Below are 25,068 nucleotides of genomic sequence, written 5' to 3'. Positions count from 1 at the left end.
CGAAGGAGACACCCGTGAACGACCGATTGAGCCCCCTGCGCGCATCGCGATCCGCCGCCGTCAAGGCCGGCCTCCAGCACCCGGTGATCGACACCGACGTGCACGTCAACGACTACGCACCGGCCCTCGAGGACTACATCCAGCACTATGGCGGCAATGCCCTGGTGGACGCCCTGCGCAAGGCCCTGGGCGGACGCTTCGTCACGCGCAACGGCGGCGGCAAGGACTGGTACCAGCAGACGCCCGACGAGCGCCAGTACCACCGCACCTTGAGAGCGCCGTGGTGGGCGCGGGTCACGCGCAACACCTACGACCTCGCGACCTACACGCTGCCCGCGCTGCTGCACGAGCGGCTGGCCGAGCAGGGTTCCGACTACTCGGTCCTGTTCCCGAACGACGTGCTGTCGCCGGCCGCGGCCGGCAGCGAGTTTCGCCAGCCCCTGCATCGCGCCATCAACCACTTCCACGCCGACCAGTACCGCGCCTATGCGGACCGCCTGACGCCGGTGGCCGGCATCCCGCTCCACACGCCGCAGGAAGGCATCGAGGAACTGGAGTTCGCGGTCAGGACGCTGGGCCTGAAGGTGATCAACATCGCCGGCGGCGTGCGGCGGCCGATCCGCGCCATCGCCGACAGGTACCCGGCCAGGGAACACCCCGAGATCGCCAAGCAGGCGGGCTACATCGATTTCTACGGCATCGACAGCGAGCACGACTACGACCCGTTCTGGGCCAAGGTGGTGGAACTCGGCGTGCCGGTCACCACGCACTACGGCAGCCAGGGCTGGACCGGGCGCCAGTCGATCAGCAACTACATGAACAACCACATCGGCCATTTCGCCGACGGTTCGCAGGCCTTCGCCAAGGCGCTGTTCTTCGGCGGCGTGACCCGGCGCTTCCCGGGCCTGCGCGTGGGGCTGCTCGAAGGCGGGGCCGACTGGGGCTCGCATGTCTACACCCACCTGGTCGACCGCTTCGAGAAGCGCAACCGGATCGCGGTGCGCAACTACGATCCCGCCGAGGCCGACGTCGAGCTGCTGGCGTCGCTGTTCGAACGCTATGGCGGCGACCTGCTCAAGGGCCGGTCCATCGACAAGTCGACCCTGCTGCGCGACAGCCTCGGCATTTCGGCGCTGCCGCACAGCCGCGAGCCGAACGACGCCGAGATCGACGACTTCGCACTGGCCGGCATCGAGCGCGTCGAAGACATCCGGGACCGCTGGGTGAACAGCTTCTACTTCGGCTCCGAGGCCGACGACCGCACCGTGGCGGCAGCCTTCAACGACCGCGTGAACCCGCTGGGCGTGAAGATCAACGCCATCTGGTCGTCCGATGTCGGCCACTGGGACGTGCCGGAGTTCACCGAACCGCTGGCCGAGAGCTGGGACCTGGTCGCGCAGGGCGTGATCACGGCGGCCGACTTCAAGGCGCTGGTGTTCGACAACCCCTACCGCTTCTACACCGAGGCCAATCCGCGCTTCTTCGAGGGCACGGAGGTCGGCCGCAAGCTCGGCCAGCCCGCCGCCTGATCCGCACCTGTTGGTCGACTTTCCAAGGAACCCCATGCAACTCGCCGCGCCCCGCCTGCGCCGATGGGCCGCCGCCCTGTCCGTCCTGGTCCTGCTGTCACTGGAGGCGGCCCAGGTCCAGGCCGCACCGCCCGAGGTGATCCGCATCGGCGTCGCCTCCGCCGGCGGCGGCGACCCTGTCACCTTCGGCGGTTCGCCCGGCGGGCTGGTGCGGGTCAACAACTGGCTGGAAGAGGAGTTCAAGTCCTCCGGCATCCAGGTCGAGTGGCTGTTCTTCAAGGGCGCCGGCCCGGCCGTGAACGAGGCGCTGTCCAACAAGCAGATCGACTTCGCCTACCAGGGCGACCTGCCGCAGATCGTCGGGCGCTCCAACGGCCTGAAGACCAAGCTGCCGGCGGTCAGCGGCGCGCGCAACAACCTCTATGTCGTCACGCCGAAGGATTCCGCGATCCGCTCGATCAAGGACCTCAAGGACCGCAAGGTCTCGATCTTCCGCGGCACCAACGGCCACCTCGTGGCCATCAACGTGCTGGCCGCCAACGGCCTCGCGGAGCGCGACCTGAAGGTGGTCAACCTCGATGCCGGCAGCGCCCAGGCGGCGCTGGTCTCCAGCGGCGTGGACGCCGCTTTCGGCGGCTACGAGTGGTTCAAGGTGCGCGACGCCGGGCTGGCCCAGATCGTCTACTCGACCCAGGGCCAGGACCCGGCACTGACCCGCCAGGCCTCGCTGCTGGTGCGCAGCGAGTTCGAGGAGGCCCACCAGGCGGAGGTGCAGCGCGTGGTCGACGTCTTCGTGCGCGCCGCCCACTGGGCGTCCGAGGAAAAGAACCGCGACGCGTTGTTCAAGGTCTGGTCGCGCAGCGGCGTGCCGGTCGCCTCCTGGGCGGCGGAGTTCGACAAGCAGTCGCTCGCCAGCCGAAATTCACCGCTGGTGGACGAGTTCATTCTCGGCCGCTACAAGGCGGTCGTCGCCGACGCGCTCAAGCTCAAGCTGATCCGCCATTCGGTCACGGTGGACGACTGGTTCGACACCCGCTATCTGCGCAACGCGCTCAAGAAGCAGGGCCTGGAGAACTACTGGCCCGCCTACGACGCCAAGGGCCAGCCGAAGGCCGACAAGCCGCAGCAGTCGGTGGCGACTGCCAATGGCCGCTGAGCCCACGGCCATCGCCGCGGGTGGCCGCCTGGAAGCGGCGCCGACGAGCCGCCCCTTGGCGCGGCGCGCGAAACCGACGCTCGCCGACCCGGCGCCGCGCTGGCGGCGCGCGGTCGACGCCCTGCTGCCCTGGCTGCTGCCCGCCACCCTGCTGGTGCTCTGGACCGTGGGTGCCGCGCAAGGCTGGATCTCGCCGCAGGTCCTGCCGTCGCCGCAGTTCGTCGGCGAGACGCTGCGCGACCTGGCGACCAGCGGCGACCTCTGGCTCCACGTGAGCGCCAGCCTGCAGCGCGTGCTGGTCGGCTTCGCGGCCGGCGCGCTGCTCGGTCTGCTGCTGGGCGCGGCCATGGGCCTTTCGCGCCGCTTCGAAGCCTACGTGCTGCCGACCTTCAACGCACTGGTTCAGATCCCGGTGCTCGGCTGGCTGCCCTTCGTGCTGCTGCTGGTGGGCATCGGCGAGCCGCTCAAGTACATCCTGATCGCCAAGGCCGCGATGGTGCCGGTGGCGCTCAATACGCTGCAAGGATTCCGGCAGACCCCCACGGCCCTGCGCGAGGTGGGCCAGGCCTGCGGCTACAGCCGCCGCCAGCAGGTGCTGGAGATCGTGCTGCCGCATGCGATCCCGACGCTGTTCACGGGCCTGCGCCTGGGCTTCACCAAGGCCTGGCTGTCGCTGGTGGTGGTCGAGCTCGTGGCCTCCAGCGAAGGGCTGGGCTACCTGATCGTCTACGGGCGGCAGCTGTTCCAGCTCGACCTCGTGATGGCGGCCGTCATTGTCGTCGGTGCCATCGGCTATGCGATCGACCGGCTGCTCGATGCCGTCGAGCGCGCCGCCCACCGCCGTCGGCCGGGAGCGGCGCGATGAGTGCACCGGGGGCCGGGGGCCTCTCGCGCGATACCGCCGAACGGGCCACCCTCCAGCCGCTGCGGCCGGTCGACACCCGCCGCTGGCGCGGCCTGGTCCTGCCGATCGCGGCCATCGCCCTGTGGTGGCTCGCCGCGCAGCTGGACCTGGTGAACTCGGCGCTGCTGGTGTCGCCCGCCAAGGTGCTCGCGACCGCGCTCGACCAGATCACGAGCGGGCGCCTCTGGCGCGCCCTGGGCGCGAGCCTGGCGCGCGAGGCGACCGGCTTCGCGATCGGCACCATGCTAGGCCTGCTGCTCGGCGCGCTGCTCGGGCTGTCGCCGCTGTTCAACCGCATCGTCGGGCCGAGCTTCAACACCTTCAAGCAGATCTCGCTGTTCGCCTGGATCCCGCTGATCTCGGTGTGGTTCGGGCTCGGCGACGTGGCCAAGGTGGTGTTCCTCTCGCTCGCCGCGCTGGTGCCGGTGGTGGTGAACACCTGCGACGGCATCCGCACCACGCCGCCGGGGCTGCTCGAGGTGGCGCGGGTCTATGGCTATTCGCGCCGGCAGACCCTCCTGGAGGTGGTGCTGCCGGCGGCCATGCCCGCGATCTTCACCGGCATCTACCTGGCGCTGATCTATTCGTGGCTCGCCACCATCGGCGCCGAGTACCTGCTGGTGGCCGGCCGCGGCATCGGCAACCTGCTGATCGAGGGCAGCGAGCATTTCCAGATGGACCTGGTGATCTTCGGCATGTTCGTGATCGGCCTGGTCGGCTGGCTGATGAACGCCTTCGCGCGGCGGCTGGAGCGACGGCTGTCGCGCTGGACCGGCCGCACCTGAAAACACTTGCAAGGCACATGGCATGACCGAGATCGCAACGCGCGCCTCCAATGAACTCGATATCCGCGGCGTCGGCAAGCGCTACGCCAACAGCCAGAGCGAGCACGGCGAACTGCAGGTGCTCCAAGGCATCGACCTGCACGTGCCTGCGGGCCGCTTCGTCAGCATCGTCGGCGCCAGCGGCTGCGGCAAGTCCACGCTGCTGCGGCTCGTGCTCGGGCTCGACGACCAGTACGAAGGCCGGATCCTGCTCGACGGCCAGCCGATCACCGGCACCGGGCCCGAGCGGGGCATCGTCTTCCAGGACCACCGCCTTTTCCCCTGGCTCTCGGTCGAGCAGAACATCGCCGTCGGCCTGCGCAATGCGCCCTTCACGGCCGCCCAGAAGCGGGCGCTGGTGGCCGAGCATGTCGAACTGGTCGGCCTGCAGGGCTTCGAGAAGTCCTGGCCGCACCAGATCTCCGGCGGCATGGCGCAGCGCGTGGCGATCGCGCGCGGCCTGGTCAACCGGCCGCGCGTGCTGCTGCTGGACGAGCCCTTCGGCGCGCTGGACGCGCTGACCCGCTCGCGGCTGCAGAACGAGCTGCAGCAGATCTGGCAGAAGGAGCGCATCACGATGCTGCTGGTCACCCACGACGTCGAGGAAGCGGTCTTCCTCGGCGACCAGGTGGTGGTGATGCAGCCCTCGCCGGGGCGCATCCGGCGCATCGTCGACGTCGATCTTCCGCACCCGCGCAACCGCAGCGACCCGCGCTTCATCCGGCTGCGCGACGACGTGCTGGGCGATTTCCTCGACGTCCGGACAGAGCCTCCACCCGGACCGGCGCCAGACGCGCCACGCTGGCCGTCCGCCATCGGGCCGTCCGGCCTGCAGCTGGCCTGGTGAGCGGCGCGACCCCTTTTCCAAAGCCATTTCAGGATCCAAGACCATGACCGCTTCCACGCGCCAGATCAAGCTCGGCGCCTTTCTCATGCAGACCGGCCACCACATCGCCGCCTGGCGCCATCCCTATGCCCAAGCCGATGCCGGCAGCAACTTCCGCCACTATGTCGAGCTGGTGCAAAAGGCCGAGGCCGCCAAGTTCGATGCGATCTTCCTCGCCGATGCGGTGGGCGTGCGCAGCACCAACCTGCCCTCGCTCGCGCGCACCGCACGCGCCGACCATTTCGAGCCGCTCACGCTGCTGTCCGCGCTCGCTGCGGTGACCGATCGCATCGGCCTGATCGCCACCGTCTCGACCTCCTTCAACGAACCCTTCAACGTGGCGCGCAAGTTCGCGTCGCTCGACCAGATCAGCGGCGGGCGTTCGGGCTGGAACCTGGTGACCTCCAGCGGCGGCGCCGAGGCGCAGAACTTCAATCGCGACGAGCACCTGGACCACGCCCTGCGCTACGAGCGCGCCGCGGAGTTCCACGACGTCGTCACCGGCCTGTGGGACAGCTGGGAAGACGACAGCTTCACGCGCGACCCCGACAGCGGCCTCTACCTCGACCCCGACAAGCTGCACGTGCTCGGCCACAAGGGCAAGCACTTCTCGGTGCGCGGTCCGCTCAATGTCTCGCGCTCGCCGCAGGGTCGTCCGGTGGTGGTGCAGGCCGGTGCGTCGGAGGCCGGCAAGGACCTGGCCGCGCGCACCGCGGAGGTGATCTTCGTCGCCCACCAGACCTTCGGCGAGGCCAAGGCGTTCTACGCCGACATCAAGGCCCGCGTGCGGCAGCACGGCCGCCACCCCGAGGACGTGAAGATCATGCCCGGCATCTTTCCGGTCGTCGGCCGCACCCAGGCCGAGGCCGACGAGAAGTTCCAGCAGTTGCAGGACCTGGTCCACCCGACGGTCGGCCTCGAGCTACTGTCCACCGTGGTCGGGGGCTTCGACCTGTCGGGCTACCCGGTGGATGGTCCGCTGCCCGAACTGCCCGAGACCAACGGCCCGAAGAGCCGCCAGCGGCTGCTGGTCGATCTGGCGCGGCGCGACAACCTCAGCATCCGCGACCTGTACCTGCACATCGCCGGTGCGCGTGGCCACCAGCAGGTGGTCGGCACGCCCGCGCGCATCGCCGACCAGCTGCAGCAGTGGTTCGAGGAGGGCGGCGCCGACGGCTTCAACATCATGTCGCCGTGGTTCCCGGGCGGCCTGGACGATTTCATCGACGGCGTGCTGCCCGAACTGCGCCGCCGTGGCCTGTTTCGCAATGAGTACGAGGGCCGTACCCTGCGCGAGCACCTGGGCCTGAAGCGCCCGGTGCACCCCGCGCGGGCACTGCTGGCGGCGTGACCCCGTCAGGCCTCGGCGAGCACCTTCTTCATGAAATGGCGCGAGAAACCCGGCGGGTAGTCGCCGATCTCGCCGAAGCATCGGTAGCCCAGGCGCTCGTAGAAGGGCCGCGCCTGGAAGTCGAAGGTGTCGAGCCAGGCGCCCCGGCAGCCGCGGGCCAGCGCCTCCGCCTCGGCTTGCAGCAGCAGGGACTTGCCGACGCCCCGGGCGCGCAACGCTTCCGGCACGAACAGCAGTTCGGTGAACAGCCAGCCATAGGCCGTGCGGCCCCTGAGCCCGCCGATGACGCGACCTTCCTCGTCATGGACGAGCACGGCCAGCGGCCGATGGTCGGCGATGCCGGTCTGGCTGTGGTTGTAGGCGAGCAGGTTGCGCACGATGGCAACGCGTGCGCTGTCGTCCGCGCTGTCGGTGAGCTGGGTCGTGAAGTTCATGGCTGGGAGTCTAGGCGGCCAGCGCCTCGCGCAATGCCGCCCGGCGCACGGGCAGCACCGCGTCGAGCAGCTTGCGCGTGACCGGATGGCGGGCGTTGGCGAAGAGGTCGCCGGCATCGAAGGTCTCGACGATGCGGCCCTGGTCCATGACCGCGACCCGGTCGCACAGGAACTCGATCACGGGCAGGTTGTGGCCGATGAAGAGATAGGTCAGGTCGAGCTGCTGGCGCAGGTCGAGCAGCAGGTTGAGGATCTGCGCCTGGATCGAGACGTCCAGCGCCGAGGTCGGCTCGTCGAGGATGACGAACTCCGGCTTCACGATCAGGGCGCGCGCGATGCCGATGCGCTGGCGCTGGCCGCCCGAGAATTCGTGCGGGTAACGGTCGAGGTAGCGCTGCGCGAGGCCCACGCGGTCGAGCGCGTCCGCCGCCAGCTTCAGCGCCTCGGCGCGGCTTGCCGCCACGCCCAGGCGCAGCGCCGGATCGACCAGCTGGCTGGCCACGGTGCGGCGCGGATTGAGCGATGCCGTGCTGTCCTGGAACACGAACTGCAGCCGGCGCCGGAAGGCCCGCAGCGCTTCGCCTGCGAGCCCGTTCGCGTCCAGTCCGCCGAAGCGCACGCTGCCCGAGCTGGCGGGCAGCAGCTGCGCCACCAGCCGCGCGAGCGTGGACTTGCCCGAGCCCGACTCGCCGATCAGGCCGAAGATCTCGCCCCGCCGCACCTGCAGGCTCACTTCGTTGACCGCGTGCACCGCCTTGCCGCTGCGGTGGAACAGGTTCCTGTCGATCACGAAGGTCTTCGACAGGTCCTGCACCTCCAGCATCACCGGCGCGAGCGGGACGGCCTCCTGCACCACTTGCAGCGCCGGACGCGGCGCGGCAACCGCGCCGAGCCGGCGCGAAGGCGAAGGATCGGCGATGCGCTCCCCGATCTCGGGGACGGCGTGGATCAGGCGCCGCGTGTAGTCGTTCGCCGGCGCGCGCAGCAGCTGCGCCGTCGGCCCCTGTTCGACGATCTCGCCGCCCCGCATCACGGCCACCCGGTGGCTCAGGTACGACACCACGCCGAAGTCGTGCGTGATGAGGAGGATGGCCGTGCCATAGCGCTGGTTGATGTCCTTGAGCAGCGCCAGGATCTGCTTCTGGATCGTGGCGTCGAGCGCGGTGGTGGGCTCGTCGGCAATGAGCAGCCGGGGATTCGCCATCGCCGCGATGGCGATCATCACGCGCTGGCGCATGCCGCCGCTGAGCTCGTGCGGGTAGCAGCGCAGCACCCGCTGCGGGTCGCGGATGCCGACCCGGTCCAGCCAGGTCAGCACCAGCGCGCGTGCCTGCGCGGCCTTCAGCTTGCGCCGGTGCGCGGCGCAGACCTGCAACTGCTCGCCGACCCGCAGCGAAGGGTCCAGCGACGTCAGGGAGTTCTGGAAGATGATGCCGATGCCCTGCCCGCGCACGGTGTTGAGCTGCGGCTCCGACAGGCCGAGCAGCTCGCGCCCCTCGAAGGCGATGCTGCCGCGCACGGTGGCGATGCGCGGCGGCAGCAGCCCGAGCACGGAAGCGGCCGTCACGCTCTTGCCGGAGCCGGATTCGCCCACCAGCGCCACGATCTCGCCGGCCTCGACCGAGAGGCTGAGCTGGCGCACGGCGGGTTCGCTGCGCCCGCTGCGGCTGGCGAAATCGATCTCGAGATCGCGGATGGAAAGCACGGTCATGAAGGGTCAGTCTCTCGGGTCGAGCACGTCGCGCAGGCCATTGCCGAGCCAGTTGAAGGCCAGGGCCACGAACACGATCGCCAGCGCGGGCACCGTGGCCACGTGGGGGGCGTCCAGCACCAGCACCTGCGCGCCTTCGCTGACCATCCGGCCCCAGTCGGCCGTCGGCGGCTGCGTGCCGAGGCCGAGGAAGCTCAGCCCCGACAGGAAGACGATCATGCTGCCGACCAGCGTGGTGCCGTACACCACCGCGGCGGTCGCCACGTTCGGCAGGATCTCGGCGAACAGCACCGTGAAGGTCGAAGCGCCGAGCGCCCGCGCGGCCTCGACGTATTCCTTGTCGCGCTCGGCGCGCACCCCCGCATACACGACGCGCGTGAGGTAGGGCGTGGCCGAGAACACGATGGTCAGCGCGATGGTCCAGAAACCCGGCCCCAGCGCAGTGGCCAGCCCGATGGCCAGCAGCACCATCGGAAAGGCGAACAGGATGTCGACCACGCGCATCACCAGCGCCGAGGCGCGGCCGCGGGTGTAGCCGGCGAACAGGCCGAGTGCGAGGCTCAGCAGCACGGCGATCGCCACCGGCGCGATGGTCGACAGCAGCGATGCGCGGCCGCCCCAGATCACGCGGCTGAGCAGGTCGCGGCCCTGGCCGTCGAGCCCGAGCAGATGGCCGGGCGTTCCCGGGGGCAGCAGCCGCAGCGAAGGGTCCGCCACCGCGTTCGGGTCGTGGGGCGCGATCCAGGGGGCGAACGCCGACACCAGAAGCGCCAGCCCGATGAAGCCCAGGCTGGCCAGCGCGAGCCTGTGCGATCGCAGGCGGGACCAGCGGCCACCCTCTCGCGCGGCGGGCGATGCGTCGGTGGACGGGTCGACCCCGGCGATGGCCAGGACCACGGCGTCGGAGGTGGAAGCGGGAAGTGACATGGGCAACGGCCTCAGGCGCGCAGGCGCGGGTTGAGCAGATCGAGGATCACGTCGGTCGCGAGGTTGACGGCCAGGTAGCAGCCGGTGATGAGCATCACGCCGGCCTGGGTCATCGGGTAGTCCTTGCCGGCCGCGGCGTTGTACAGGTGCGTGCCGATGCCGGGCCAGGCGAAGACGTTCTCGACGAAGATCACGCCGCCGAGCAGGTAGCCGATCTGCAGGCCCGTGATGTTGACCACCGGGCTCAGCAGGTTGCGCCCGAGGTGCCGGCGCAGGAGGGTGGCGCGGGCGAAGCCCTGCGAGCAGTAGGTCCGGATGTAGTCCGAGCCGACGATCTCGATGACCGACGAGCGCACCAGCTGCGCCAGGATCAGCATCGACACGATGGCCGCCGAGAAGGCCGGCAGCACCAGGTGGCGCAGCAGGTCGGCCAGGTCCTCGTCGCCGCGCAGGTCGTACATGCCGGAGGCGGGCAGCCAGTCGAGCCGCACGGCAAAGACCCAGATCAGCACCAGCCCCGACCAGAACACCGGCACGTTGTGGCCGAGCTGGATCACCAGCATCGTCAGGCCATCGATCACCGAACCGCGCTTGAGGCCCGCGACGACGCCCACCAGCACCCCCGCCACCAGGCAGACGAGCACGGCCGCCACGGTCAGCAGCAAGGTGTTGGCGAAGGCCTTTCCGAGCACGTCGTAGACCGGCACGCGCAAGCTGAGCGACAGCCCCCAGTCGCCGGCGAACAGGTGCTGGAGCCAGCGCAGGTACTGCACATGCACCGGCTGGTCGAGCCCGTACTCGCGCCGGATGGCGTCGAGCGCATCCTGCGGCAGGATGCCGGCCAGCGCATTGGTGACCGCATCGCCGCCGCCCAGGTGCGAGATGAAGAACACCAGCACCGAGATGGCGAGGAAGACCGGGATCGCCTGCAGGAAACGGCCGGCAATGGAGCGCAGGACCATGCAGCGCCTACTTCTCGAGCCAGACCTTGCTCAGGTCGTAGAAGTTCTGCAGCGGCACGTTGAAGTCGTGCACCTTCCTGCCGCTGATGAAGTTGACGGTGGGCGACAGCAGCGGCACGAAGGCGGCGTCGCGCTGGGCGATCAGGTTGGCCTTCTTCCACGCTGCGATCGCGAGCGGCTCGCTGGTCTGGGCCGCGGCGCTGGCGATGGCCGGGCCGAGGGCCGGGTCGACGACCTTCTCGCCGTTGCCGCGCGACACGATGTAGGTCTGGTAGGCGAGCTTGAGCCAGTAGGGGGTGATGAAGCCCCACTCCATCGTGAACAGCGCCGTCTCGGGTGCCGGCGTTGCCAGCTTGCTCGCGTAGGTCAGCCATTCGAGCGAGATGATGTTGATCTTGATGCCGACCTTGGCCAGGTCGCGCTGGATCCATTCGATCACCGGCTGCTGCAGCGTGTAGGTGATGATCGAGAACTCGATCTCGCCGTCCTTGTAGCCCGCATCGGCCAGCAGGCTGCGCGCCCCCTGGGGGTCGTAGGCGAAGTCCTTCTGCGCCGGGTCGTAGGCCGTGCTGCCGGCGTTGAAGATGCTGTACGAGGGAAAAGCCAGGCCCTTGAAGAGCGACTTCACCAGGCCTTCGCGGTCGATGGCCTTGACGAAAGCCTGGCGCACCGCCTTGTCCTTGGCGAAGCGGTTGCCGAAGTACCAGCTCAGGAACAGCTGGTTGGCGCCCGGGCTGTCGTGGACCGTGTAGCCGGACTTGCGCAGGCCCTCGACGCCGTCGGCCGGAATCTTGCTCAGGATGTCGATCTGGCCCGAGCGCAGCGCCGACAGGCGCGTGGCGTCGTCGTTGATCGGGCGGAAGATCAGCTTGTCGAGCCAGGGCTGCGCGCCCCAGTAGCCGGTGTTGCGCACCAGTTCGGTCTTCTCGTTGCGCACCCGTGTCACGAAGCGGTACGGCCCGGTGCCCGTCGGGTTCTCTGCCAGCCCGTCCTGCCCGTGCTTCTTCAGCGCCGCCGGGCTGAAGATGCCGGAGACGAAATTGCCCTGCGGCAGCAGGCGCAGGAAGTCGATGAACGGATGCTCGAACACGTACTGCACGGTGTGCGAGTCCAGCACCTTGATCTCCTTCAGGCCGCCGTACACCGGCTTCATGGAGCCGTTGGAGCGCACGTCGTAGAACTCGAAGGTGGGGTCGGTGAAGCGCCGCACGTTGAAGCGCACCGCCTCGGCGTCGAAGTCGGTGCCGTCGTGGAACTTGACGCCCCGGCGCAGCTTGAAGGTGAAGGTCCGGGCGTCGGCGCTGACCTGCCAGCTCTCGGCCAGCGCCGGAACGATCTCGGGCGGGCCCTCCTTGAAGGGGCGGGCCAGGTTCTCGGCCACCAGCGATTCGTAGATGTGCAGGTCGACGCGGTAGGTCTCGTAGCTGAACTGGCGGTTCGGATCGAACACCGACGGTTCGCTGCTGAGGCCGACCACCAGCGTGCCGCCGCGCCGCGGCGCGCCCTTTTTCTCCTGCGCCGAGGCGTCCTGCAGATGGAGCGAGACGACGCCGGCCATGGCCGCCATCGCGGTCATGAAATGGCGGCGGCCGTGCACGGCGTCCACGGGCTCGGCCGGGCTGGGTGGGATTCTCGAATCAGGCGTCACTGCAACTCCGGCCTTGCAAGGCCGCTCCGGAAAAGATGAAGGAAATGGGGGACTTGGAGCACGCCGGTCAAGCGCGCGCGATGCTCGCCGCCAGCGAGCGGAAGGCCTCGCCCGGATGGTCGTCGCGCAGCCGCCGCTGGCCGTCGCCCTGGAAGCGTTCGCGCAAGGTGCGCGGCCGCGCGGGGCGCTCCTTGATGCGGCCGCGCGCACGCAGTTCGGGCACCACGAACTCGACGAACTCCTCGAACGAGCCCGGGCTGATGGCATAGGCCAGGTTGAAGCCGTCGACGCCGGCCGCCTCGGCCAGCGCCTCGAGTTCGTCGGCGACCTTCTTCGGGCCGCCGACCAATGTCGGATGGATGCCGCCGACGCCGATGTATTCGGCGATGCCGCCCACCGTCCAGCGCCGGCCCGCGTCCACCTGCGACAGCGCCGCGAGGATCGAGCGGCTGGCGTTGGTCTCGATGTTCTCCAGCGGATGGTCGAGCGGATACACCGACCAGTCGACGCCGGTCCAGGCCGAGAACAGCGCCAGCGCCGCCTCGGTGCTGGTGTAGGAGAGATAGTCGCGGTACTTCTCCTCGGCCTCGGCATCGGTGGCCGCCGCCACCACGCTGACCGCGGTGATGAACTTGATGGCATCGGGCGCGCGGCCCAGCGCCACCGCCTGCGCCCGGATGGCCTCGATGTTGCGGCGGATCAGCGCCGGGTTGGTGCCGCCCACGAAGACCACCTCGGCGTTGAGCGCGGCGAACTGCTTGCCGCGCGGCGAGGTGCCGGCCTGGTAGATCACCGGGGTGCGCTGCGGACTGGGTTCGCTCAGGTGCGCGCCGGGCACCTGGTACCAGCGGCCCTGGTGGCCGATCGGATGCACCTTGCGCGGGTCGGTGTAGATCCCGCGCGCGCGGTCGCGCACCACGGCGTCCTCCTCCCACGAACCCTCCCAGAGCTTGTAGCTCACCTCGAGGAATTCCTGCGCGCGGTCGTAGCGCTCGTCATGGTCGATCTGCTGGCCCAGGCCCAGGTTGCGCGCCGCGCTCTCCAGCATGGAGGTGACGACGTTCCACGCCACGCGGCCCTTGGTGAGGTGGTCGAGCGTGCTGAACTTGCGCGCCAGCAGGTAAGGCTGCTCGTAGGTGGTCGACACCGTGATGCCGAAGCCCAGGTGCTCGGTGGCGGCCGCCATCGCGGAGACCAGCAGCAGGGGATCGTTGACCGGCGACTGCGCGGCCGTGCGCAGCGAAGCGTCGGCGTTGCCGCCATAGACATCGAGGTGGCCGACCGCGTCGGCCAGGAAGATGCCGTCGAAGCCGCCGCGCTCCAGCAGCCGGGCCAGCTTCACCCAGTGGTCGAGCGTCGTGTAGCGATGCGCCTGGTCGCGCGGATGCCGCCACAGGCCGGCGGAGACGTGGCCCACCACGTTCATGCCGAAGCCGTTGAGGATCAACGGCGCGGTCATGCCGCCACCCCATGGCGATGGCCCGGATGGTCGGCGCGCAGCCGCGCCTGGCCGAACAGCCGCTCGCGCAGGGTCGCGGGCGTTGCGGGCCGCTCGGCCACGAGACCGCGGCGACGCAGCTCGGGCACCACGAACTCGGCGAAGTCGGCGAAGCTGCCCGGATTCACCACCGCCGCCAGGTTGATGCCGTCGGTGCCGGTCTCGCGCAGCCAGGCTTCGAGCGCATCCGCCACGGTCGAAGGGCCGCCCACCAGGGTCTTGTGGCGGCCGAGGCCATGGGCAGGTGCGAGGGCTTCGCGCAGGGTCCAGGGCCGGTCGCGGGTCGGGTCGTTCGTGAGGTGGGTCAGCAAGGAGCGGTTGGAGTTGGTTTCCTGGTAGCGCAGCGGCGCGTCCAGGTCGTGGGTGGAGAAGTCGATGCCGGTGCTGGCGGAGTAGTGGACGATCGCGCCCTCGACGTCGTAGTGCCGCCGGTAGTCGGCGAGCTTGTCGGCCGCAGCCCGGTCGTCGGCGCCGGTGACCACCGCCAGGGGCGCCACGAAGCGGATCGCCTCCGGTGCCCGGCCGGCCTCGACGGCCAGGGCGCGGATCGCGTCGACACTGCGCCGGATGCCCGCGGCGTTGGCGCCGGCGACGAAGACCAGCTCCGCATGCCGCGCCGCGAAGCGCTGGCCGCGCGGCGAGCCGCCGGCCTGGAACAGCACCGGCGTGCGCTGCGGACTGGGCTCGCTGAGATGGGCGTCCGGCACGCTGTACCAGCGGCCCTGGTGCCGGATCGGGTGCACCTTGCGCGGATCGGTGTAGATGCCTTGGGCACGATCGCGCCGCACCGCATCGTCTTCCCACGAGCCTTCCCACAGCTTGTAGACCACGTCGAGGAACTCGTCGGCGCGGTCGTAGCGCTCGTCGTGCGGCAGCTGCGCGTCCAGCCCGAGGTTGCGCGCCGCGCTCTCGAGCTGCGAGGTGACGATGTTCCAGCCGATGCGCCCGTTGCTGAGCTGGTCGAGCGTGGTGAACTTGCGCGCCAGCAGGTAGGGGTGCTCGTAGGTGGTGGACACCGTGACGCCGATGCCCAGATGCCGGGTGGCCGCGGCCATGGCCGACACCAGCAGCAGCGGGTCGGCCAGCGGCGACTGCGTGCCGGTGCGCAGCGATGCGTCGGCGCTGCCGCCATGGGTGTCGAGCAGGCCGAGCGCATCGGCGATGAAGAGGCTGTCGAAGCCGCCGTCTTCCAGCGTGCGGGCCAGTCCGGTCCAGTGGTCGAGTTCGTTGTAGCGCCAGCTCTGGTCGTCGGGGTGGCGCCACAGGCCGTAGTTGAGGTGCGAGACCGCGCTCATCGTGAACGCGTTCAGCAGGATCGGGCGGGAGAGGTTTCGTGCAGTCAAGCCCAAAATTATCGAAGCCGTTCGAGCCGGTGCAGAGAAGAAAACCGCGCTTGCATATTCGGATTTCGAAGGACCGGCCTGCCTAAGATGCCAGGCTTCGCGCACCGCCCGGGCACTCCGGCCGCCGCCCTCGATCCAGGATTTCCATGCCCTCCTCCACCGCGGCGTTGCACGACGCCGAAGTCTCGCCACGGCCCTCGCCGACCCCTCATCCTGCGCCCCGCCAACAGGCCGCGCCTGCGGCCGGCGATGCGAGTGTCCTGTTCGCACGCGCTGCCGCACTGCTGCCCGAGATCGCCGAAGGCGCGGCCGCCCGCGAGCAGGCACGCGAACTGCCCTACGCACTGGTGCGCCGCATCGCCGAGGCCGGCCTGCTGACTTTCCGCATCCCCAGGGAGTACGGCGGACCCGGGGCCTCGGTGCGCGACGTGATCCGCTTCGTGATCGACCTCGCGGCCGTCGACTCCAACATCGCCCAGGCCCTGCGGCCCAACTACGGGATCATCGACGGCCTGCTGTTCTCGGGCAGCGAACAGGAGCGCCGGCACTGGTTCCCCCGGCTGCTGGCCGGCGACATCTTCGGCAACGGCGGCGTGGAGCGCGGCGGCGCACACGGCGCGATCAGTGCGCGCATCCGGCCCGACGGCGGGCAGTTCCGTGTCAGCGGCACCAAGTACTACAGCACCGGCGCCCTGTTCGCGGACTGGATCGCCTCCATCGCGCTCGACGAGGAGGGCAGGGAGACCCACTTCATCGTTCCGCGCGAGCGCGCCGGCGTCGAGCTGGTCGACGACTTCGACACCATCGGCCAGCGCCTCACCGCCAGCGGCACCACGCGCTTCCACGATGCCGTGGTGCGCGCCGAGGAGATCCGCCCGCGCTACATCCAGCGCGACCGGCGCAACCCGGTGACGCCGCTGTTCCAGCTGTTCCTGGCGGCGGTCCATGCCGGCATCGCGCGCAACGCGCTGCACGACGCGGTGCACTTCGCACGGCACAAGGCGAGGCCGATCCGCCACAGCAGCGCCGAGAAGTCGGTCGACGACCCCTATGTGCAGGAGACCGTCGGCCAGATCGCATCGCAGGCCTATGCGGCCGAAGCCACCGTGCTGCGCGCCGCCGATGCGATCGACGCCGCCTGGGCGGACCGGCTGGCCGACGCCGCCTTGACCGAAGCCTCGGTGGCGGTTGCCCAGGCCCAGTACTTCGCGGTCGAGGCCGCCCTGCGCGCCGCCGAGCTCGCCTTCGACGTCGGCGGCGCCTCCGCCACCGACCGGCGCCACAACATCGATCGCCACTGGCGCAATGCGCGCACGGTGGCCAACCACAATCCGCGCCAGTGGAAGGCCGCCGCTTCGGGCGCCTGGCATCTCAAGGGCGAAGGTCCGCCGACCACCGGCCTGTTCTGAGCGCAGCCGGCCTTGCGCCTTGCGCGCATAAGCAGACTCGAATCCCTTCTATCGCCGCGCCCCGATCGGCCGAACAATCCAGGCCTTCGCGCTCCTACCTCGTCCCCGCCATGACCCACTCTTCGACGCTCGACCTTGCCCGGCCGATCCCACCGGCTGCTTCCGATCCTTCGCCTCCGGCGGCCGTCTTCCGCATCGCGCCGCTGCAGGCCGCGCTCGGCGCCCAGGTGACGGGCCTCGACGCCACGCGCCCCTTGCCCGCGAGCCAGGTGCTGGCGCTCAAGCAGGCGCTGCTCGAACACCACGTGCTGGTCATCAAGGACCAGCAGCTCGAGGACGACGCCTTCGCCCGGCTCGCGAGCTATTTCGGCAGCGTGTTCCATCCGCCGGCCAACGTGCCCGTGCTGGGGTCCGATCCCTATGGGGGCAACACGCCGGACATCGTGCACGTGTCCAACCTGGCCGGCGGCGTGCTGGGCCACGACGAGCTCTCGGCCCATGCCGACCACCACTGGACGCCCACGCCCTCCTCCGGCTCGCTGCTCTATGCGGTCGAGGTTCCCTCGGTCGGCGGCGACACCACCTGGTACAACCTGGCGCGGGCCTACGACGAGCTCGACGCCGGGACGCGGCGCGAGATCGAAGGGTTGCAGCTGATCACCTACAACCCCTTCCTGCGCAAGCTCAAGCCGCTCGCGGCGGGCTTCCCGCTCTACCGCACGCCGGACATCGAGCCACTTTCCCCATTCGAGGTGCATCCGCTGGTGCGCACCCATCCGGACAGCGGCCGACGCATCCTGCACCTGGGCGCGCGCACCGAGGTCGAGATCGTCGGCGTCGAGCCGCAGTACGGCGCGGCGCTGATCGCCCGCCTGCGCGAGCACCTGCTGCAGCCGCGCCACGCCTACACGCATCGCTGGTCGGTGGGCGACATCGTGTACTGGGACAACCAGGCCACGCTGCACGCCCGCAATGCCTTCGACAACGGGGAGCGCCGCTTGCTCAAGCGCATCAGCCTCGCCGGCAGCCGGCCCTTCTGACACCTCCTCTGTATGACCCTGAACCTTCCCGCCGCACTCGACCATCCCTGGGGCGCACCGCCCACGAGTCGCTATGAAGCGCTCGCCGAACGCTTCCGACCTGTGTTCGCGCGCATCCGCGCGGGCGCCGTCGAGCGCGACCTCGCCCACCGGCTGCCGCGCGAGGAGATCGGCTGGCTCAGAGAGGCCGGCTTCACCCGGCTGCGGCTGCCCACCGCGTTCGGCGGGGCGGACGCCAGCCTGCCCGAGCTGTTCGCGCTCTTCATCGAACTCGGCGCGGCCGACACCAACGTCGTGAACGCCCTGCGGGCGCACTTCGGCTTCACCGAAGACCTGCTGCTCGCTGCGGACTCGCCCTGGCGCGCCCAGTGGCTCGACCGGCTGTCGAACGGCGACTTGCTGGGCTCCGGCTTCTCCGAATCGGGCGACGCCAAGGTCAGCGCCTTCTCGACCCGGCTGCGCCGCACCGACGCCGGCTGGCGCCTGTCGGGGCGCAAGTTCTACACCACCGGATCGCTGTTCGCCGATTGGATCAACACGGTCGCCGACGACGACGAAGGCACGCCGGTGATGGTCGCGGTGCCACGCAGTGCCGCCGGCGTGGCGGTGCTGGACGACTGGGACGGCTTCGGCCAAGCGCTCACCGCCAGCGGCACGGCGCAGTTCGACGACGTCGCCATCGACCCGCAGTGGATCAATCCGAACACCGTTCGATTTCCCTATGCCGCGGCCTACTACCAGATGGTGCACCTGGCCTCGCTGGCGGGCATCGGACGGGCGCTGGCCGAGGACCTGGCCGAACGCGTGCGCCAGCGCGACCGCACCTACAGCCACGGCAACGCGGCCCGCGTCGCCGACGACCCGCAGATCCTGCAGGTGGTCGGCCGCGTGCGCGGTGCGGCCTACGGTGCCGGCGCCATCGTGCTGCAGGCCGCGGCGGCGCTGCAGCGCGCGCACGACGCCCATCTCGACCCGCAGGCCGCCGAGCCGGCACGCGCCGCCGCCGCACTCTCCGCCCATGTCGAGGTCGACCAGGCCGTCTCGGTGGTCACCAGCCTGGTGCTGGACGCGAGCACCGTGCTGTTCGACGCGCTGGGCGCATCGGCCACCCTGCGCACCCACGGGCTCGACCGCTACTGGCGCAACGCGCGCACCATCTCCTCGCACAACCCGCGCATCTACCGCGAGCGCCAGGCCGGCGCCTTCGCGGTGAACGGCGCGCCGCCGCCGACCTTCTACCGCGTCGGCACCGCCTGAGGTCCAGACCATGACTTACCCACGCACCCGCTCCCCGCGCGGCGTCCCCCGCCTCGGCGGCCTGCTGCTGTCCCTGCTGCTGGCGGGCGCCGCCCACGCCGCCGACCTGAGCGTCGGCTTCATGCCGGGGCCCTACCGCGACGCCTTCGCCAAAGGCATCGAGCCGCTGCTCAAGAAGCAGGGCTACACCATCCGGTACGTCGAGTTCAGCCAGGGCGTCCAGCCCAACGACGCGGTCGAGCGCGGCCAGATCGACGCCAACATCTTCCAGCACACGCTCTACCTGAACGCCACCAACAAGCAGCAGGGCTTCGACCTGGTGCCGGTGGTGCAGGTGCCGACGCCGCCGATGGGCCTGTACTCGCAGCGCCACAAGACGCTCGACGCGGTGCCGGACGGCGCCACCGTGACCCTGCCGGCCGATCCGGTGAATGCCGCGCGCGCCTTGAACATCCTCGCCGCCATCGGCTGGATCGAACTCAAGCCGGGCGTGAGCCCGCTCAGCGTGTCGGAGCGCGACATCGTCGCCAACCGCAAGCGGCTGCGCCTGGTGCCGCTCGACGCCGCACAGGCGCCGCGCTCGCTGAGCGATGCCGACCTCGCCGCGGTGCAGGGCAATTTCGCCGTGGCATCGGGGCTCAAGCTCACCGATGCGCTCAAGCAGGAAGACATGACGCTGCCCTACGTGAACGTGGTGGCCGTCAAGCGCGGCAACGAGAACGCGCAGTTCGCCAAGGACATCGCCCTCGCCTACCAGTCGGCCGAGTTCCAGCAGGTCTTCAAGGCCAACCCGGCCTGGGCCGGCTACCGGCTGCCCGACTACTTCTCGAAGTAGCGCCACCGATTCCCAAGGGTTCACCGAGCCATGACCGCCGCCGTGCCGCGCCGCCTGCACCTGAACGTCAACATCCTGCACTCGGGCTTCCTGCCGTCGGCCTGGCGGCCGGCGGGCAGCGACCCGCGGGCCTTCATCGACGTGCGGCACTACATCCGCGTGGCGCAGATCGCCGAGGCGGGCAAGCTCGACGCCGTGTTCCTGGCCGACAACGCCGCCATCGTCGACCAGATCCATTTCCGGCCGATCACGGCCTTGGAGCCGACCGTGCTGCTGGCCAGCGTGGCGGCGGCGACCCGCCACATCGGGCTGATCGCGACCGCCTCCACCAGCTACAACGAGCCCTACAACATCGCCCGGCGCTTCGCCACGCTGGACCACGTGAGCGGCGGACGCGCGGGCTGGAACGTGGTCACCACCGCCGACCTGCCATCGGCGCGCAATTTCGGCCGCGACGCGGTACCCGACCATGCGCGGCGCTATGGCCGCGCCGCCGAGTTCACCGCCATCGTCAAGTCGCTCTGGAACAGCTGGGAGGACGACGCCTTCATCGGCGACCAGGCCGCGGGCCGCTTCGTCGACGACGCCAAGGTGCAGCCGATCGCCCACCACGGCGAGTTCTTCTCGGTCCAGGGGCCGCTCAACCTGCCGCGCACGCCGCAGGGCCACCCGGTGCTGGTGCAGGCCGGCGGTTCCGGCGACGGCCGCGCGCTGGCGGCGCGCCATGCCGAAGCGGTGTTCTCGGCCTCGCAGTCCTTCGAGGAAGCGCTGGCCTATGCGCGCGACCTCAAGTCCCGTGCCGCGGCGCTGGGCCGCGGCCCCGAGGCCTTGCGCGTGCTGCCGGGCCTGACCACCATCATCGGCGACACCGAGGCGGCGGCGCGCCGCCGTCGCGACGAGCTGGTCGACCTGATCCCCTGGGACTACAGCCTGACCAGGCTGGCCGGGATCCTGGGCATCACGCCCGACCGGCTCCAGCTCGACCAGCGGCTGCCCGAGAACCTGTCGCTGCCCGGCGGCGGCAACGGCAACCACACCTTCTTCCATGCCACGCTCGCGACCGCGCGGCGGCTCGACCTCACGACGCGCGAGCTGATCCGGGAACTGGCGGGCGGCGGCGGGCACCGGGTGATCGTCGGCACGCCGGAACAGATCGCCGACGACATCGAGCGCTGGTTCCGAGCCGGCGCCGCCGACGGCTTCAACCTGATGCCGGACGTGCTGCCGGACGGCCTCCAGGCCTTCGTCGACGGTGTGGTGCCGCTGCTCCAGCGGCGCGGCATCTTTCGCACCGCGTACGAAGGCGAGACCCTGCGCGACCACTTCGGCCTGCCGCGTCCGGCGGGCCGCAGCGCCGAGCGCGCCGCCGCCTGACACATTTCAGATGTTGGCCACGCCGCCGTCGACCAGCAGTTCGGTGCCGACCACGAACGACGATTCGTCCGAGGCCAGGAAGACGGCGGCCTTCGCCACTTCGATCGGCGCTCCGAAGCGCTTCAGCGGCACCAGCTTGAGGATCTCTTCGTTCAAGTCGGACAACTCGCGCGCCGGCAGCCCGAGCTTCTGCAGCGCCGACGTCTGCGTCGGTCCCGGGCTCAGGCCGTTCACCCGGATGCCGCGCCCGAGCCATTCGCCGGACAGCGTGCGCGCCAGCGACAACAGCCCCGACTTGCTCGCGGCATAGGCGCTGCTCTGGGGCAGGCCGATGTGGGCGCTGACCGAGCCGCAGAGGATCACCGACGACGGATTGGAGAACAGCGGCAGCAGCGACTGCAGCAGGAAGAAGGGTCCTTTCAGATTGGTCGCCATCAGGCGGTCGAAGGTGGCCTCGTCCCAGTCCTGCATCGGCCGATGGGTGACGTCGGCGGCATTCAGGTAGGCCACGTCGAGCCGGGGCCAGCGGGCGGCGAGCGAGGCGGCCAATGCCCGCTGGGCGGCCGGATCGCCCGCGTCGCTGCGCAGGCACAGGACGTCGCTGCCGAGCGCGCGTCCGGCAGCGTCCAGGCCCGCCTGGCTGCGCGCGGTGATGGCCACCGTGGCGCCCTCCGCCAGGAACTGGCGCGCGGTCTCCAGCCCGATGCCCTCGGTCGCGCCCGTGACCAGTGCGTACTTCCCCGTCAATCGTCGTGTCATGCGTTGTCATTCCAGATGCGTGTTGAATGCGCAGTGTCACTCTATTAGTATCCAAAAGGAAGTAGGCACCGTTTGGATACTAAGGAGGCACGACCACACCATGGATTCCCGAAGCGACAGTCCGGACAAGGCCATCGAGCCCTGCCCGATGGTTCAGTTCGTCGGCCTGATCTCCGGCAAGTGGGCCATCCCGATCCTGTACCGGCTGATCGTGATCGAAGGCCCGGTCCGCTTCGGCGACCTGCAGCGCGCGGTCGCGCCCATCACCCAGAAGGAACTGACGCGGCAGCTGCGCCTCTTCGAGGCCCGGGGCCTGGTGCGGCGCAAGGTCTACGCGGAGGTGCCTCCGCGCGTGGAGTACAGGGTGACGGCGCTCGGGAAGACGCTGCGGCCGCCGCTGGACGCGCTGGCCTTGTGGATGCGGCGGCATCAGTCCGCGCTGACGCCTGCGGACTGAAGCGAAGCGCCGCCGCCGGAGCTAGTCGTCGGCCGCGTGGCCGGTCATCTCGAGCATCGTCTCCACGAAGGCATCGAGCGAAGGCAAGGCCGGCACCTCGTCGCCCTCTTCGCCCGGCGCGAGATCGGCAGCCGACCCGGACAGCACCAGCGCATCCAGATCGGGGCTTTCACCGGCGTCGAGCGCGTACGCATGGCCGGCAGGAATCGCCAGCCATTCACCCGCCTCGCAGAGCACGCCGGCATAGCCGCTGTCGGTTCGAAGGTAGACCAGCAGCGTGCCTTCCAGCACCCCCAGCACCACCACCCCGCCGCGGGCGCGCAGCCGGCGCCAGTCGCGGCGGCGCTCCGCCCAGGCGGATGTTTCAGGCGAGAGGCGAATTCGATCGAGCGCTCGGGTATCGAAGCGCTCGCGCAACTGCCGGAACTCGACCTCGCCGCTCTGCAGCGACTCCACCCCGGTCCGGCGGTCCCACGTCAGGCCCAGCGCATGCAGGCCTTCCCGCACGAGGCCGTCGCACACACGGGTCTGTGCCCATCGGGCCTCTTCATCGAAGGTGGCAAGAACACCCATGGCTGCCGCGCCCTCCAGTCAGAGAATCTGCGCAACCTCGTCGAACGGCAGCCGGGGCCCCCGCGGGAAGGTGCCCGACGGATCGGCGACGCCCAGGTTGACGAGAAAATTGGTGCGCCAGCGGCCGTCCGGGAAGAAGGTCTTGTCGACCAGGTCGGCGTTGAAGCCGGACTGCGGGCCGGCATCGAGTCCCAGTGCCCGGGCCGCCAGCACCAGGTAGGCGCCCTGCAGGCTGCCGTTGCGAAAGGCCGTCGCCTGGGCAGCGTCGGCGTTGCCCTCGAAGATCGGCTTGGCGTCGTAGGCCGGGAACTGGTGCGGCAGATGGTCGTAGAAGCGCGTGTCGTGCGCGACGATCACGGTCACCGCCGCGGCCAGCGTCTGCGCGGTGTTGCCCGCCGACAGCGCCGGCCGAAGGCGTTCCTTGGCCTCGGTGCTGCGCACGAACACGAAGCGCGCGGGCTGCGCGTTGAATGCGGTCGGGCCCCATTTCACGAGATCGTAGAGGGCTCGCAAGGTCTGGTCGGTCACCGGCACCGGCTTGAAGGCATGCACGGTGCGTGCCTGGCGAAACAGCTGGTCGAGTGCGGCGTCCGGAATGGCTTGGAGTGTGGTCATCGCAAGAGGGAGTGGAAGGGTCGAGACAACGCGCCCGTCAGATGGCCCAGCGCAGACCCTGCGTCAAGGCGTCCTCCAGCCGGGCCTCGTTGGCTGCCGCTTCGGCGACGGCCGCCCGCATGCGCCGCAAGGTCCGGATCGGGACATGGCCGCGCGGCACCCGCCGGGCCAACGCAAGCGGCGAGGCCGGTGCGATGTTCCAGGCCGACGCCGTTTGCGCGATCACGCGACGGGCGTGCCCGGCGGGGGCCAAGTCGGCAGTGCGTGTCATCGGCAGCGTGATGTCGGTCATGGTCGATAAAAAAAGGGCCCGAAGACCCGTGAACGTCGCACGGAGGCGACGAGGAGACAACCTGTCTTCGATTGCGGAGAGAACACCTTGACGATAGCGGCGGCGAGCACGGTTGCCAACGACGGATATCGGATATCCATAGACGTCGGCAGCTTTGTCCGTTGCGCCGGCGCGGAGACCGTCAGGCGTAGTCGGTCGACGGCTTCTCCCACAGGTTGACCCCGCCTTCGACCGCATGGCGATCGATCTCGGCCAGCTCGTCGGCGGTGAATGCCGGGCCCCGCAGCGCCGCGACGTTGTCGACGATCTGTTCCGGCCGGCTGGCGCCGATCAGCGCCGAGCTCACGCGCGGGTCCCTCAAGGTCCAGGCCAGGGCGAGCTGGGCCAGCGTCTGCCCGCGCCGCTGGGCGATGACGTTCAACGCGCGCGCCCGCGCCACATTGGCCTCGGACAGATGCTCCGGCTTGAGCGAGCCGCCGCCGGGACGATGGACGCGCGCATCGGCGGGCACGCCGTCGAGGTACTTGTCGGTCAGCAGGCCTTGCGCCAGTGGGGTGAATGCGATCACGCCCGCACCCAGTTCGTCGGTCGCTGCCAGCAGGTCCTTCTCGGCCCAGCGGTTCAGCAGGTTGTAGGCCGGCTGGTGGATCAGCAGCGGCACCTTCCATGCGCGCAACAGCGCAGCGATCTCGCGCGTCTTGCCCGCGGAGTACGAGGAGATGCCGATGTAGAGGGCCTTGCCCTGGCGCACCGCCTGCGCCAGCGCGCCGGCCGTCTCCTCCAGCGGTGTCTCGGGATCGAAGCGGTGCGAGTAGAAGATGTCGACGTGGTCGACGCCCAGTCGCTGCAGGCTCTGGTCGAGGCTGTTCAGCACATGCTTGCGGGAGCCGCCGCCCTTGCCGTACGGCCCGGGCCACATGTCCCATCCCGCCTTGGTCGAGATCACCAGTTCGTCGCGATGCGACTTGAAGTCCTCGCGCAGCAGACGCCCGAAATTGCGCTCGGCGCTGCCGTAGGGCGGGCCGTAGTTGTTCGCCAGGTCGAAGTGGGTGATGCCGTGGTCGAAGGCGGTACGCAGCAGCCGGCGCTGGAGTTCCAGGGGCGTGCTGTCGCCGAAGTTGTGCCACAGCCCGAGCGAGATGGCCGGCAGCACGAGGCCGCTGCGACCGACCCGGCGGTAGGGCATGTCGTCGTAGCGCGTGGGGGATGCAAGGTAGGTCATGCGAGGAGTCGAAGGAAAGGAACGATCGATTGTGCAAGCTTCCTTCGCGCCTTGCTCGCTGC

The 25,068-nt window shown here is 69.9% G+C and carries 24 protein-coding genes; 12 read left to right on the top strand and 12 right to left on the bottom strand.

The features are described 5' to 3' along the window. The first annotated feature begins 14 nt into the window (after positions 1–14). Genes QTI33_RS23685 through QTI33_RS23660 form a run of 6 tightly spaced genes read left to right on the top strand, consistent with a single transcriptional unit; the run spans position 15 to position 6,650 of the window. Complete coding sequence (locus QTI33_RS23685; protein WP_286508807.1) at positions 15–1,529, top strand: amidohydrolase family protein; 1,515 nt, start codon at positions 15–17, stop codon at positions 1,527–1,529. A gap of 34 nt (positions 1,530–1,563) precedes the next feature. Next, on the top strand, positions 1,564–2,685 hold the full coding sequence (locus tag QTI33_RS23680) for an ABC transporter substrate-binding protein (protein WP_286508806.1): 1,122 nt from the start codon (positions 1,564–1,566) through the stop codon (positions 2,683–2,685). Then, on the top strand, positions 2,675–3,550 hold the full coding sequence (locus QTI33_RS23675; RefSeq protein ID WP_286508805.1) for an ABC transporter permease: 876 nt from the start codon (positions 2,675–2,677) through the stop codon (positions 3,548–3,550). The genes QTI33_RS23680 and QTI33_RS23675 overlap by 11 nt, the downstream gene beginning before the upstream one ends. Continuing rightward, the gene (locus QTI33_RS23670) at positions 3,547–4,374 is read left to right on the top strand and encodes an ABC transporter permease (RefSeq protein WP_286508804.1); all 828 of its coding nucleotides are present in this window, start codon (positions 3,547–3,549) and stop codon (positions 4,372–4,374) included. The genes QTI33_RS23675 and QTI33_RS23670 overlap by 4 nt, the downstream gene beginning before the upstream one ends. A 22-nt stretch (positions 4,375–4,396) precedes the next feature. Beyond that, positions 4,397–5,260 carry an ABC transporter ATP-binding protein gene (locus QTI33_RS23665; protein WP_286508803.1) on the top strand — a complete coding sequence of 288 codons (864 nt, stop codon included), beginning with the start codon at positions 4,397–4,399 and terminating at the stop codon, positions 5,258–5,260. Between the two features lie 43 nt (positions 5,261–5,303). Continuing rightward, a complete protein-coding gene (locus QTI33_RS23660) occupies positions 5,304–6,650 on the top strand; it encodes an LLM class flavin-dependent oxidoreductase (RefSeq protein WP_286508802.1) in 1,347 nt (448 codons plus the stop codon). 5 nt (positions 6,651–6,655) lie between these two features. Here the strand turns inward: QTI33_RS23660 and QTI33_RS23655 are convergent, their stop codons facing one another. The 7 genes from QTI33_RS23655 to QTI33_RS23625 form a co-directional block, all read right to left on the bottom strand. Then, entirely contained in the window at positions 6,656–7,084 is a 429-nt protein-coding gene (locus tag QTI33_RS23655; RefSeq protein ID WP_286508801.1) for a GNAT family N-acetyltransferase, read from the bottom strand. 10 nt (positions 7,085–7,094) lie between these two features. Then, entirely contained in the window at positions 7,095–8,795 is a 1,701-nt protein-coding gene (locus tag QTI33_RS23650) for a dipeptide ABC transporter ATP-binding protein (RefSeq protein WP_286508800.1), read from the bottom strand. Positions 8,796–8,801: 6 nt separating this feature from the next. Continuing rightward, entirely contained in the window at positions 8,802–9,722 is a 921-nt protein-coding gene (locus tag QTI33_RS23645) for an ABC transporter permease (RefSeq protein ID WP_286508799.1), read from the bottom strand. A gap of 11 nt (positions 9,723–9,733) precedes the next feature. Next, a complete protein-coding gene (locus tag QTI33_RS23640) occupies positions 9,734–10,684 on the bottom strand; it encodes an ABC transporter permease (RefSeq protein ID WP_286508798.1) in 951 nt (316 codons plus the stop codon). A 7-nt stretch (positions 10,685–10,691) separates the two neighbouring features. Then, positions 10,692–12,290: an ABC transporter substrate-binding protein gene (locus QTI33_RS23635; RefSeq protein WP_286508797.1), complete on the bottom strand. Its 1,599-nt coding sequence runs from the start codon at positions 12,288–12,290 to the stop codon at positions 10,692–10,694. A gap of 109 nt (positions 12,291–12,399) precedes the next feature. Further along, the gene (locus QTI33_RS23630) at positions 12,400–13,791 is read right to left on the bottom strand and encodes an LLM class flavin-dependent oxidoreductase (protein ID WP_286508796.1); all 1,392 of its coding nucleotides are present in this window, start codon (positions 13,789–13,791) and stop codon (positions 12,400–12,402) included. After that, positions 13,788–15,173 (bottom strand): LLM class flavin-dependent oxidoreductase, encoded by a 1,386-nt coding sequence (locus tag QTI33_RS23625; protein ID WP_286508795.1) that lies wholly within the window; start codon positions 15,171–15,173, stop codon positions 13,788–13,790. Before QTI33_RS23625 ends, QTI33_RS23630 begins: the two co-directional genes overlap by 4 nt. A 146-nt stretch (positions 15,174–15,319) precedes the next feature. Between QTI33_RS23625 and QTI33_RS23620 the strand changes: the two genes are divergently transcribed. The 5 genes from QTI33_RS23620 to QTI33_RS23600 all read left to right on the top strand — a co-directional run bounded on the left by QTI33_RS23620 (position 15,320) and on the right by QTI33_RS23600 (position 21,088). After that, entirely contained in the window at positions 15,320–16,582 is a 1,263-nt protein-coding gene (locus QTI33_RS23620) for an acyl-CoA dehydrogenase family protein (protein WP_286508794.1), read from the top strand. Between the two features lie 110 nt (positions 16,583–16,692). After that, positions 16,693–17,622 carry a TauD/TfdA dioxygenase family protein gene (locus tag QTI33_RS23615; protein WP_286508793.1) on the top strand — a complete coding sequence of 310 codons (930 nt, stop codon included), beginning with the start codon at positions 16,693–16,695 and terminating at the stop codon, positions 17,620–17,622. 12 nt (positions 17,623–17,634) lie between these two features. Beyond that, the gene (locus QTI33_RS23610; RefSeq protein ID WP_286508792.1) at positions 17,635–18,879 is read left to right on the top strand and encodes an acyl-CoA dehydrogenase family protein; all 1,245 of its coding nucleotides are present in this window, start codon (positions 17,635–17,637) and stop codon (positions 18,877–18,879) included. Between the two features lie 10 nt (positions 18,880–18,889). Continuing rightward, positions 18,890–19,714, top strand: coding sequence for a MetQ/NlpA family ABC transporter substrate-binding protein (locus QTI33_RS23605; protein ID WP_286508791.1), 825 nt, complete (start codon positions 18,890–18,892; stop codon positions 19,712–19,714). A 30-nt stretch (positions 19,715–19,744) separates the two neighbouring features. Beyond that, the gene (locus tag QTI33_RS23600; RefSeq protein ID WP_286508790.1) at positions 19,745–21,088 is read left to right on the top strand and encodes an LLM class flavin-dependent oxidoreductase; all 1,344 of its coding nucleotides are present in this window, start codon (positions 19,745–19,747) and stop codon (positions 21,086–21,088) included. Positions 21,089–21,094: 6 nt separating this feature from the next. On the opposite strand, the gene QTI33_RS23595 is transcribed toward QTI33_RS23600, so the two are convergent. Continuing rightward, a complete protein-coding gene (locus QTI33_RS23595; protein WP_286508789.1) occupies positions 21,095–21,847 on the bottom strand; it encodes an SDR family oxidoreductase in 753 nt (250 codons plus the stop codon). Between the two features lie 100 nt (positions 21,848–21,947). On the opposite strand from QTI33_RS23595, the gene QTI33_RS23590 reads away from it, so the two are divergent. Beyond that, positions 21,948–22,304 (top strand): winged helix-turn-helix transcriptional regulator, encoded by a 357-nt coding sequence (locus QTI33_RS23590; RefSeq protein ID WP_286508788.1) that lies wholly within the window; start codon positions 21,948–21,950, stop codon positions 22,302–22,304. A gap of 21 nt (positions 22,305–22,325) precedes the next feature. Here the strand turns inward: QTI33_RS23590 and QTI33_RS23585 are convergent, their stop codons facing one another. The 4 genes from QTI33_RS23585 to mgrA all read right to left on the bottom strand — a co-directional run bounded on the left by QTI33_RS23585 (position 22,326) and on the right by mgrA (position 25,006). Beyond that, positions 22,326–22,877 (bottom strand): cupin domain-containing protein, encoded by a 552-nt coding sequence (locus QTI33_RS23585; protein ID WP_286508787.1) that lies wholly within the window; start codon positions 22,875–22,877, stop codon positions 22,326–22,328. An 18-nt stretch (positions 22,878–22,895) separates the two neighbouring features. Next, on the bottom strand, positions 22,896–23,492 hold the full coding sequence (locus QTI33_RS23580) for a malonic semialdehyde reductase (RefSeq protein ID WP_286508786.1): 597 nt from the start codon (positions 23,490–23,492) through the stop codon (positions 22,896–22,898). Between the two features lie 37 nt (positions 23,493–23,529). Then, the gene (locus QTI33_RS23575) at positions 23,530–23,784 is read right to left on the bottom strand and encodes a hypothetical protein (RefSeq protein ID WP_286508785.1); all 255 of its coding nucleotides are present in this window, start codon (positions 23,782–23,784) and stop codon (positions 23,530–23,532) included. A 181-nt stretch (positions 23,785–23,965) separates the two neighbouring features. Beyond that, the gene (gene mgrA, locus QTI33_RS23570; protein WP_286508784.1) at positions 23,966–25,006 is read right to left on the bottom strand and encodes an L-glyceraldehyde 3-phosphate reductase; all 1,041 of its coding nucleotides are present in this window, start codon (positions 25,004–25,006) and stop codon (positions 23,966–23,968) included. Positions 25,007–25,068 lie beyond the last annotated feature (62 nt).

Source organism: Variovorax davisae (assembly GCF_030316845.1).
Lineage (GTDB): Bacteria > Pseudomonadota > Gammaproteobacteria > Burkholderiales > Burkholderiaceae_C > Variovorax > Variovorax davisae.
Note: the sequence above shows the minus strand (reverse complement) of the source record. Positions and strands in the feature narration are given on the sequence as shown.

What these genes read in the sequence shown, in the direction of transcription:
- QTI33_RS23680 (WP_286508806.1), top strand. Translation starts at nt 1,564, where the DNA reads ATGCAACTCGCCGCGCCCCGCCTGCGCCGATGGGCCGCCGCCCTGTCC.
- QTI33_RS23675 (WP_286508805.1), top strand. Translation starts at nt 2,675, where the DNA reads ATGGCCGCTGAGCCCACGGCCATCGCCGCGGGTGGCCGCCTGGAAGCG.
- QTI33_RS23670 (WP_286508804.1), top strand. Translation starts at nt 3,547, where the DNA reads ATGAGTGCACCGGGGGCCGGGGGCCTCTCGCGCGATACCGCCGAACGG.
- QTI33_RS23665 (WP_286508803.1), top strand. Translation starts at nt 4,397, where the DNA reads ATGACCGAGATCGCAACGCGCGCCTCCAATGAACTCGATATCCGCGGC.
- QTI33_RS23660 (WP_286508802.1), top strand. Translation starts at nt 5,304, where the DNA reads ATGACCGCTTCCACGCGCCAGATCAAGCTCGGCGCCTTTCTCATGCAG.
- QTI33_RS23655 (WP_286508801.1), bottom strand. Translation starts at nt 7,084, where the DNA reads ATGAACTTCACGACCCAGCTCACCGACAGCGCGGACGACAGCGCACGC.
- QTI33_RS23650 (WP_286508800.1), bottom strand. Translation starts at nt 8,795, where the DNA reads ATGACCGTGCTTTCCATCCGCGATCTCGAGATCGATTTCGCCAGCCGC.
- QTI33_RS23645 (WP_286508799.1), bottom strand. Translation starts at nt 9,722, where the DNA reads ATGTCACTTCCCGCTTCCACCTCCGACGCCGTGGTCCTGGCCATCGCC.
- QTI33_RS23640 (WP_286508798.1), bottom strand. Translation starts at nt 10,684, where the DNA reads ATGGTCCTGCGCTCCATTGCCGGCCGTTTCCTGCAGGCGATCCCGGTC.
- QTI33_RS23630 (WP_286508796.1), bottom strand. Translation starts at nt 13,791, where the DNA reads ATGACCGCGCCGTTGATCCTCAACGGCTTCGGCATGAACGTGGTGGGC.
- QTI33_RS23620 (WP_286508794.1), top strand. Translation starts at nt 15,320, where the DNA reads ATGCCCTCCTCCACCGCGGCGTTGCACGACGCCGAAGTCTCGCCACGG.
- QTI33_RS23615 (WP_286508793.1), top strand. Translation starts at nt 16,693, where the DNA reads ATGACCCACTCTTCGACGCTCGACCTTGCCCGGCCGATCCCACCGGCT.
- QTI33_RS23610 (WP_286508792.1), top strand. Translation starts at nt 17,635, where the DNA reads ATGACCCTGAACCTTCCCGCCGCACTCGACCATCCCTGGGGCGCACCG.
- QTI33_RS23605 (WP_286508791.1), top strand. Translation starts at nt 18,890, where the DNA reads ATGACTTACCCACGCACCCGCTCCCCGCGCGGCGTCCCCCGCCTCGGC.
- QTI33_RS23600 (WP_286508790.1), top strand. Translation starts at nt 19,745, where the DNA reads ATGACCGCCGCCGTGCCGCGCCGCCTGCACCTGAACGTCAACATCCTG.
- QTI33_RS23595 (WP_286508789.1), bottom strand. Translation starts at nt 21,847, where the DNA reads ATGACACGACGATTGACGGGGAAGTACGCACTGGTCACGGGCGCGACC.
- QTI33_RS23590 (WP_286508788.1), top strand. Translation starts at nt 21,948, where the DNA reads ATGGATTCCCGAAGCGACAGTCCGGACAAGGCCATCGAGCCCTGCCCG.
- QTI33_RS23585 (WP_286508787.1), bottom strand. Translation starts at nt 22,877, where the DNA reads ATGGGTGTTCTTGCCACCTTCGATGAAGAGGCCCGATGGGCACAGACC.
- QTI33_RS23580 (WP_286508786.1), bottom strand. Translation starts at nt 23,492, where the DNA reads ATGACCACACTCCAAGCCATTCCGGACGCCGCACTCGACCAGCTGTTT.
- QTI33_RS23575 (WP_286508785.1), bottom strand. Translation starts at nt 23,784, where the DNA reads ATGACCGACATCACGCTGCCGATGACACGCACTGCCGACTTGGCCCCC.
- mgrA (WP_286508784.1), bottom strand. Translation starts at nt 25,006, where the DNA reads ATGACCTACCTTGCATCCCCCACGCGCTACGACGACATGCCCTACCGC.